Annotated in this window: 3 protein-coding genes; all 3 read left to right on the plus strand. The window is 47.9% G+C overall.

What is annotated here, in order from left to right; translation table 11 throughout:
* On the plus strand, positions 1 to 739 hold a 739-nt coding region (gene cofE / locus KPL72_RS20955), incomplete at its 5' end, for a coenzyme F420-0:L-glutamate ligase (RefSeq protein ID WP_219704340.1).
* On the plus strand, positions 736 to 1,431 hold the full coding sequence (npdG, locus tag KPL72_RS20960; RefSeq protein WP_219704341.1) for an NADPH-dependent F420 reductase: 696 nt from the start codon (positions 736 to 738) through the stop codon (positions 1,429 to 1,431). The genes cofE and npdG, both read left to right, overlap by 4 nt.
* 90 nt (positions 1,432 to 1,521) lie before the next feature.
* Positions 1,522 to 2,526, plus strand: coding sequence for a TIGR03842 family LLM class F420-dependent oxidoreductase (locus KPL72_RS20965; protein ID WP_219704342.1), 1,005 nt, complete (start codon positions 1,522 to 1,524; stop codon positions 2,524 to 2,526).
* Positions 2,527 to 2,931: the final 405 nt, after the last annotated feature.

Below are 2,931 nucleotides of genomic sequence, written 5' to 3' on the forward strand. Positions count from 1 at the left end.
CTTACCGAACTTTCGGGAAGGTGATGATTTAGCGCAAAAAATTATTGATACCTTAACTACGCAAAATCAAACGCTGGTAGCTGGCGACATTCTAGTGATCGCGCAAAAAGTGGTGTCGAAAAGCGAAGGTGCATTTGCTTATCTAGATGACATCACGCCCAGCGAAGAGGCCATCGAGTTGGCGAAAACGGTTAATAAAGACCCACGTAAAGTCGAAGTTATTCTTTCGCAATCGACGCGCATTGTGCGAGCAATGAAGCGACCAGATCAAGAAGAAGGCGTGCTGATCGCCGAGCATAAAAATGGCTACATCTGCGCTAATGCGGCGGTGGATGAATCCAATGCCGACCATCCCGGGCAACTGATTTTACTGCCCGAAGACCCAGATAAAAGTGCGCGATTACTGTGTCACAGATTAGAAGCACATTTTGGCTGTGATTTGGGTGTGGTGATCAGCGACACCTTTGGTCGTCCTTGGCGATTGGGGCAAACCAACGTGGCGATTGGCTTAGCGAATGTGCCAGGCGTGATGCACATGTTGGGTGAGTTGGATGCCTTTGGACGACCTTTGAGTGTCACCGCGCCAGCCTTTGCTGATGAACTGGCAGCAGCATCTGGGTTACTGATGGAAAAAAGCGCCAAGTCGCCAGTGATTGTATTCCGCGGCCTATCTTGGCCAAAAACCGACAGTTCGAGCCGAGACCTGATTCGTGCTCACAACGAGGATCTTTTTAGATGAAAGACGAAGCAAACAATAAAGTCGCCATCATTGGCGGAACCGGCCCGCAAGGGAAAGGACTGGCCCTGCGTTTAGCATTGGCTGGCGTCAGCGTGGTATTGGGCTCTCGTGATCCTGCCAAGGCAGCAGAAACCGCACAGCAGCTTATCGCCACCTTGGCGGAACAGGATTGTCAGGCGGACATTACGGGCTTGTCGATGGAAGACGCGACCAAAGCCGCAGACGATCTGGTGATTTTATCGGTTCCCTATAGTGGTCACGATGCTACTTTGACCGCATTAGCACCATTACTCGTTGGCAAAACCTTGGTCGACATCGTTGTGCCATTGGCACCGGGTAACCCAAAAGCTGTGGTGATGCCTGAAGCAGGCTCGGTGACAGAATCGGCTCAATTGCTATTGGGCGACGACATCCCGGTTGTTGGTGCCTTACATAACGTGTCAGCGGTGACCTTGAATGATTTATCTCGTGGCATCAATTGCGACATCTTGGTGTGCGGCAATGACCTTGATGCCAAAAAACGCGTCATGGCCTTGATCGAAAAAATGGGCACCAAAGCCTATAACGCGGGTTTGGCCGAAAGCGCCCGTTGCGTTGAAGCGCTAACGCCGATTTTGATTCGATTGAATATTTCGAAAGAGGTGCCGTTTTCTCATGCGGGAGTTCGTATCTGCCCCCCAGATGGACACTAGTTTATGGCGACTGCGCTCTCCAATACTTTGTTAATCACAGTTTCAAATTTTTAAAAATATTAAAAAGCATAATCACAAGAGGAACACATTATGGAATTTGGCATTACGTTTAAAGGCTTCGTCAGCCCAGATCGCGCACGAAATCTTGTTCGTCAGGCGGAAGCCGCTGGCTTCACTTATTGCTGGTTTTACGATTCACATATCCTGTGGCGTGAGTCATTTGTGGCCATGGCAATGTGTATGGAGCACACCAAAACTATGCGTTTTGGTCCTTGTGTGACTAACCCGAATATTCGTGACTGGTCTTTGTCGGCCAGCTTATACGCGAGCTTGGCGCATCAAAGTAATGGTCGTTTCGACATCGGTCTTGGTCGTGGCGATTCTTCCATGCGTGTCATGGGCAAAAAACCTGCGACACTAGCGCGTCTTGCGGAATTTACCACCAAGGTAAAAGCCATGGTGCGCGGTGAAGAAGTGGAATACGGCGAATGCCCTGAGCCCGTTAAATTGCCTTGGGCGACTGGTTATGAATTGCCTGTTTGGATCGGCGCTTATGGCCCGAAAGCCTTGGCGACAGCGGGCGAAGTAGGCGATGGTTTGATCTTGCAAATTGGCGATCCAGACTTGGTAAAATGGTTTAAAGATCAAGCAATTAACGCAGGCGTAGAAGCAGGGCGTGATATGTCTAACTTCAAGATCCAAGCCGCAGCGCCAGCTTACTTTGGTGACATGGATTATTGTATCGAACACACTAAATGGTTCCCTGCCATGGTGGGTAACCACGTAGCAGACATCGTAGAAAAATACGGCAGCGATTCAGGTTTAGTACCAAAAAGTTTGACGGATTACATCGAAAAACGCCGTGGTTACGATTATTCAAAACATGGCCAAAGCGACAACCCATTCTTGGACTTCATCACTGAAGATATAGTGAAAAGCTTCTGTGTATTGGGAACCGTTGAAGATCATATAGCCAAGATCAAAGACCTAGAAACAGCGGGAACCACGCAGTTTAACATCTACCTAGACAGCGGCGACGAAGAAGAAATCATCGCCAAATACGGCAGAGAGATCATCCCCGTGTTTAATGGTTAAACTGCTGTAATCATTGAGCGAATAACATTATTCCTCGAAACTACCGCCTCCCTCGTCGAAATGTTATTCGCTCATTATGTTTGGGGCGGCGGATATGTCTTTGTTCCTTCCCCTTTTGTCTACGATACAAGATATCACCTTCCTTTGAATAAAGGGGAGATGATTTAGTGATTAGTTGACTTAGCCTTCTGAACTTGAAATCCCGAATAAGTCACTTCGACGCAATCCCGATTGCGCGACCTTATGGAGTTTCAGAGTCAGTTAAAAATATCCTTTCCCACAGCAGTAAAAACAATCTATGCCTTACGATACAAGGCGCGTAGGAAGCAATAATGCGCCTATGAAAAAAATCAGGCATTAAAGGTCTTAAAGCGAATTTTTGGTTACTTTTTGGGCGCTAGCAAA

Origin of the sequence: Marinomonas lutimaris, assembly GCF_019426345.1 — a bacterium.
Lineage (GTDB): Bacteria > Pseudomonadota > Gammaproteobacteria > Pseudomonadales > Marinomonadaceae > Marinomonas > Marinomonas lutimaris.

What these genes read in the sequence shown, in the direction of transcription:
- npdG (WP_219704341.1), top strand. Translation starts at nt 736, where the DNA reads ATGAAAGACGAAGCAAACAATAAAGTCGCCATCATTGGCGGAACCGGC.
- KPL72_RS20965 (WP_219704342.1), top strand. Translation starts at nt 1,522, where the DNA reads ATGGAATTTGGCATTACGTTTAAAGGCTTCGTCAGCCCAGATCGCGCA.